Origin of the sequence: Neoroseomonas rubea, from assembly GCF_016106015.1 — a bacterium.
In the GTDB taxonomy this organism is placed as follows: Bacteria; Pseudomonadota; Alphaproteobacteria; order Acetobacterales; family Acetobacteraceae; genus Neoroseomonas; species Neoroseomonas rubea.
On the sequence record NZ_JACADQ010000295.1, the window covers coordinates 1 to 5,384 of the forward strand.

The 5,384-nt window shown below is 73.3% G+C and carries 7 protein-coding genes; 6 read left to right on the plus strand and 1 reads right to left on the minus strand.

Annotated features, from left to right (window positions below; translation table 11 throughout):
• The first annotated feature begins 408 nt into the window (after window positions 1-408).
• From HW577_RS19960 to HW577_RS19980, 5 genes are all read left to right on the plus strand, one after another.
• Entirely contained in the window at window positions 409-1,176 is a 768-nt protein-coding gene (locus tag HW577_RS19960) for a hypothetical protein (protein ID WP_198377883.1), read from the plus strand.
• A 35-nt stretch (window positions 1,177-1,211) separates the two neighbouring features.
• Complete coding sequence (locus tag HW577_RS19965) at window positions 1,212-2,273, plus strand: PstS family phosphate ABC transporter substrate-binding protein (RefSeq protein WP_198377884.1); 1,062 nt, start codon at window positions 1,212-1,214, stop codon at window positions 2,271-2,273.
• 21 nt (window positions 2,274-2,294) lie between these two features.
• Window positions 2,295-3,002, plus strand: a complete 708-nt coding sequence (locus tag HW577_RS19970; RefSeq protein ID WP_198377885.1) for a hypothetical protein — start codon at window positions 2,295-2,297, stop codon at window positions 3,000-3,002.
• 69 nt (window positions 3,003-3,071) lie between these two features.
• A complete protein-coding gene (locus HW577_RS19975) occupies window positions 3,072-3,506 on the plus strand; it encodes a hypothetical protein (protein WP_198377886.1) in 435 nt (144 codons plus the stop codon).
• Between the two features lie 73 nt (window positions 3,507-3,579).
• Window positions 3,580-4,380 carry a bestrophin-like domain gene (locus HW577_RS19980; RefSeq protein ID WP_198377887.1) on the plus strand — a complete coding sequence of 267 codons (801 nt, stop codon included), beginning with the start codon at window positions 3,580-3,582 and terminating at the stop codon, window positions 4,378-4,380.
• Between the two features lie 179 nt (window positions 4,381-4,559).
• Here HW577_RS19980 and HW577_RS19985 read toward each other — a convergent pair whose 3' ends face one another.
• Window positions 4,560-5,159, minus strand: coding sequence for a hypothetical protein (locus HW577_RS19985; protein ID WP_198377888.1), 600 nt, complete (start codon window positions 5,157-5,159; stop codon window positions 4,560-4,562).
• A gap of 27 nt (window positions 5,160-5,186) precedes the next feature.
• Between HW577_RS19985 and HW577_RS19990 the strand changes: the two genes are divergently transcribed.
• A partial coding sequence (locus HW577_RS19990; protein ID WP_198377889.1) for a hypothetical protein occupies window positions 5,187-5,384 on the plus strand: 198 nt, incomplete at its 3' end.

Genomic DNA, 5,384 nt, shown 5'->3' on the forward strand with positions numbered 1-5,384 from the left:
GCGGCGAAGCCCGCCGCGGCGGCCAGGCCGAGCAGGCCGCGCCGCCCGGGCGAAGCCGGGCCGGCCGCGCAACCGCACGCCGGGCCATGCGCCATGTGCGGCACGACGGCGCTGCATTCCCGCATCTTGTTATCCTTTCTCATCAAGGCTGGCCCGCCACGGGGCATGCAGCATTGAGACCCGCACGGGCTTAAGCATCGCTCAATGCGCGCCGCATCTTCCGCGGTTCGTGACGCGGTTAAGGGTTGGACAACCCCGGCAATGCTTCAGTGGCGCCGTTGCAGTGCAGCGTGCCGTCGAAAACCGCCGAGGCCCCGGATGACGAAAAGCGCCCGACCGCGAAAGCAGACCGCGCCCGCCGCCCCGCCCCCGGCGGCGGCACCGGTCGCGCGCACGACGTGGCACCGGATGGTCCTGCCCGGCATCGGCTTCGCCTGCGGCGTCGCCGCGACCGCCATCGTCCTGGGCAGCGGCGTCGCGCCGGTCGGCCATGCGGAGGCGCAGGCCGCCGCTCCCGCCGCCGCCGCGGTGCCCGAGGCCCTGATCGCCCGCATCGGCCAGCTCGAATCCGCCCTCGGCCGCATGGAGGCCGCCGCCGCCGAGCGCAGCGACACCCTCGCCCGCCGGATCGATCGCGCCGAGGCCTTCCGCTCGCCGCAGGGCGAACGCTTCATCGCCGCCGCGCTGGTGCTGCAGGCGAGCGTCGCGACGGCGCGCCCGTGGCTGCGCGAATACCAGGCGATGGCGCGGCTCGCGCCGCCGGGGATGCTGCCCGCCCCGCTGTCGGAAGTGCTGCTGAGCCACGCCGCCCGCGGCCTGCCGACCGAGGCCGAGCTGCGCGAACGCTACATCGCGCTGGTCCCCCAGCTTGTCGCGCGCGTGCCGCGCCAGGGCGACATGGTGCAGCAGGCCGTCACGACGATGCGCGGCGCGGTCGCGAGCATCGGCCTCGTCGCCGCGCCCGCGCCGTCCGACCAGGAACAGGCGATCGAGGGCGTCGTGCAGCATCTCCGCCGCGGCAACCTCGCCGCGGCGGTCGGCGACGCGGCCGCGCTCGATCCGTCCCTGCAGCCGCTGCTGGCCGGCTGGCTCGCCCAGGCGGGCGCGCGGCTCGCCGTCGAGCAGGCCGTGCAGGAGACGCTGCTGCGCATGCTCGCCGCCCCCCCGCGCGGCTGACCCCCCCGATGCCCCCTTCCGCCATGGAGCCCCCCGTGCGCCGCAACCTCCTCGCCATCCTCGCGGGCGCGCTCGCCCTCTCGGCCGGCCCCGCCCTCGCGCAGACCGGCAGCATCACGCTGCGCGACCGGCTGGTCGTGGTCAGCTCCTCCTCCTCCGCCAGCCTGACGCAGGCGATCATCGGCGCCTTCGTCGAGCGGTACGAAGGCGTCCCGCCGCCCATCACCTCCGCGCCGGGCTCGACCCATGCGCTCGAGATGTTCTGCTCGGGCGTCGGGCCGCAGACGCCCGACCTCGCCGTCGTCACGCGCCGCATGCCGCGCGCCATCCAGGAAACCTGCGCGGCCAACGGCGTGCGCGACATCATCGAATTGCAGGTCGGCCTTGGCGCCGTCGTGCTGGTGGCCCGCCGCGGCGAGGCGATCCAGGGCCTGACCACGCGCCATGTGTGGGAAGCCGTCGCCGCCGAGCGCCCGCAGGAGGAGGAGTTCGTCCCGAACGCCGCCCGCCTCTGGTCCGAGATCTCCCCCACCCTGCCGCGCAGCGAGATCCGCGTGATCGTGCCGGAGGAAGGCAGCGGCACCCGCGCCCTGTTCGACGACCTGGTGCTGGAATCCGGCTGCCGCCATGCCAAGCCGATCCGCCTGATCTTCGAGGCGCATTACCGCCGCAGCAAGTGCGTCACGCTGCGCAACGACCCGCGCATCCGGCAGGTGGACAGCGGCGCCGTGGTCGCCGAGTTGCTCGCCTCGCCGCCCGGCACGCTCGCGGTCGTCAGCTACGACCAGATGCTCGCCTCCGGCGGCAACCTCGTGCCCATCGCGCTCGACGGCGTAGCACCCTCCCCCGCGACCATCGGCTCGCTCGACTACGACCCGGCGCGCACCTTCTACGTCTATGCCAAGCGCCAGCACAGCCGGAACCAGCAGGGCGTGGGCGTGGTGCGCGGCATCCGCGAGTTCATGCTCGAGCTGACGAGCGAGCATGCGGCGGGGCCGGGCGGCTACCTCTCCACCGCCGGGCTCGTGCCGCTGCCGCCGGCCGACCGCGCCGCGCAGCGCCGCGTCGCCGAACGCCAATCCCTGATGTCCCGCTGACCGGCACCGGAGGCCAGACCCATGCGCGCCAAGACCCTCGCCGTCCTCGCCCTGCTCGCCCTGCCGCTGCCCGCGCTGGCGCAGGGCGCCCCGCAGCGCGGCGTCGTGCCCATGCCGCTGCAGGACCTGCCGTCGGATGACGGCATCATGGCGCGCGCCGAACGGTTGTGGGGCGGGCTGGTCGACAGCTTCGGCTTCTCCGGCGGTCATGGTTCCTACGCCCGGTCGCACAGCGCCGCGCTGCAGCAGCAGTCGCGCGACGACTTCACCTGGCTGATGGACATCGCCGGCTACAAGCTGAAGGAGATCGAATCCTCCGTCAGCCTGCTGCCGAGCCTGTCGCTGACCTTCGGCCAGGCGCGCGAGCTGACGGAAGCCGACCGCGAATATGTCGAGCGCGCGTTGGAACGCCACGCGCGGCGCAACCCTGGCCCGATCTCCGCCATGCAGCGCACCATCGTGCGCGGCATCATGGAGGCGGGCGAGCTGCGCGGCTTCTCGGTCGACAAGGTGGAAGTCGACCTCTTCCCGCTGCCGCGCGTGAAGTTCCAGCTGACGCCGACCGACGCCCCGCTCGGCGTCGAGGCGAGCCGCATCCTGCGCGCGATCGAACGGCTGAACCAGCGCGTCGGTGCAATGGCCGGCCGCGGCCCGGGGTCCGGCGCGCAGATGCTCGACCTTCAGCCGCCTGCACCGGGCACGATGCTGCCCGCCTCGATCATGCACTGACGCAGCCGACCCGATGACCGACCAGACCGGCGCCAGGACCGCGCCCAGCGACGAAAGGCAGGATGCCCGATGACCGCGACCGACCACCCGACCCGGGCCCGCTTCGCCGAATTGGTGAAGCTGCAGCTGCAGGGCCGCAAGTTCCTCGACCATGACCAGGAACGCCGCCTGCTTGAGGAAGGGCTCACGCGCTACGGCCTCACGCTCGACCAGGCGAGCGGTGTGCTGCGCCAGTCAGCGCAGGAAAACGCGATCGCGCTGGAAGGGGAGCTCGGCGCTTCCTCGCGCGAATTGCTGCGCACGCTGGCCGATCGGCGCCAGCGCGTCGCGCGCGATGACTTCGACCGCGCGGTCGCCTTCTATCGCGCGCGCGCCGGCGGCGGCGTGACGCCGGCCGATGCGCAGAAGCGCGTGAAGCGGCTGATGGAGGAACTCGACCTGCGCCCCAAGGCCGCCGGCCGCGTCATCCGCACGCGCCGCTGGTACCGCGCGATCGAGGCCTGACCGGCCCGCGTCCGTCCACCCGGCCGGGGAAGATCCCCGGCCTGCCCGCCAAGCGCCGCGGAGGATCCCGGCCATGGATATCGTCCTGCCCCAGCAGCTGGCCGCGCTGCCGGCCTGGCTCGGCATCGTGCTGACGACGGCGGTGCCCGTCGGCATCGCGATCCTGCTCGGGCGCGTCATGTACGCCCTGTTCACGCAGGCGGAATTCCAGGCCAACGCGATCGTCGGCGGGATCAAGTACGGCTTCGTGGTCGAGATCTACGCGGTCGTCGCGGCGCTGGCGCTGGTCGGCGCCTGGGACACCTTCCAGACGGCGCGCGAGACGGTGCGCCAGGAAACCAGCGCGCTCTATATGCTGGCGCTCGCCACCGACACCTTCGACGGGCCGGGGCAGGCCGCGACGCGGACCGAGATGCGCGCCGCGATCCGCGGCTATGCCGCGACGGTGGTGGCGCAGGACTGGCCGGCGATGCAGGCGGGCGTGCATTCCAACGGCTCGGACGCGGCCTTCCAGCGCCTCACCCGCGCCTTCCTCGACGCCAATCCCGAAAAGCCGTCCCAGGAATCGCTGCAGCAGACCACCGGCAACTGGCTCAACACCATCGCGGAGGCGCGGATCGCGCGGCTGTCCGTCACCTCCCGCACGCTGTCGGGGCTGATCTGGATGCTGGTGCTGACCGTCTCGGTCGCCGTCATCGCCTTCCAGTGGTTCTTCGGCGGCGCGAGTGCCGCGATGCACTACGCCATGGCGGCGGTGATCGCGCTGATCGTGGGGTCGGTGCTGATGGTCTCGGTCAAGCTCGCCTTCCCCTATGTGGGGGATGCGCCGCTGATCACGCCCGCGCCCTTCCACGCCATGATGGACCTGCGCTGATGCGCCGGGCGGGGTCATACCGGTGCCACCACGCAATGGCCCGCAGCCGGCGCATGCCGGCCGAGGCCGCGAATGCGGCCCGCCAGGAGTCTGGCGAGCCAAGGAAACCGGAGGTTTCCGCCCGGCGCCTGAGGGTACGCAAAGCGGAGATCAGCGGCCGAAGCATTCGGCCGCTGATATCAATGCGCCGGGCGGCGGGCGTAGCGGTGGTGCTGGAACAGCAGCAGCAGCAGCGCGAAGACCCAGAAGCCCATCTGCGCCACGAGCCAGGCCGCGACATGCGCGCCGAGCAGCACGAAGGCCGCCCAGTGGACGGCGAGCAGGAGGAAGGCGGCGAAGGCGCGCGCCCGTTCCGGCCCATGCCAGAGCCGCACCGCCATGACGCCGCCGAGCACGAGGCCGGCCCAGGCCATCCAGCCCGCGATGGCGGCAATCCCGCCCCCGCCGCCCATGGCGCCCAGCAGCCGCGCCATCGTCCCCGCACCCGGCAGCGCCTGGCCTGCCAGCAGGGCCGCGAGCGGCTCGTTCCAGGGTGCCTCGGCCAGGAAGACCCGGCCGGGCAGGAAGATCGCCGGATCGGGCGCGGCGAGCAGCAGCGCCACGCCGAGCGCGAGCCCAGCCCCGATGCCGCCCACGCGCATCAGCGGCACGGCCTCCGCATCGTGCGGCGCCACGCGCTCGAAGGCGACGGTGCCCAGCCGCAGCAGCAGCAGCGCGGCCGCCAGCGCGAGCGCCACCGTGATCCCGCCTTGCAGCCAGCCGCCGAAATCCGCGTCCATGCCCACCCGAGAGGTTCCAGCCGCATCATGCCACGTTCCTGGCCGGCGCTGGTCATCGCCCTCCTGCTGTGCCTCGCGGCACTTGTCCAGCCGGCGCGGGCGGAGACCATCGCCGTCGTCGCGCCGGGCGGCGCCTGCAGCCTGCGCGCCGCCCCATCCGGCACCCAGGCGCGGGAAGCCGCCGCGTTGGCCGCCGAGGCCGAGGCGCTGCGCGCCATGGCCGCG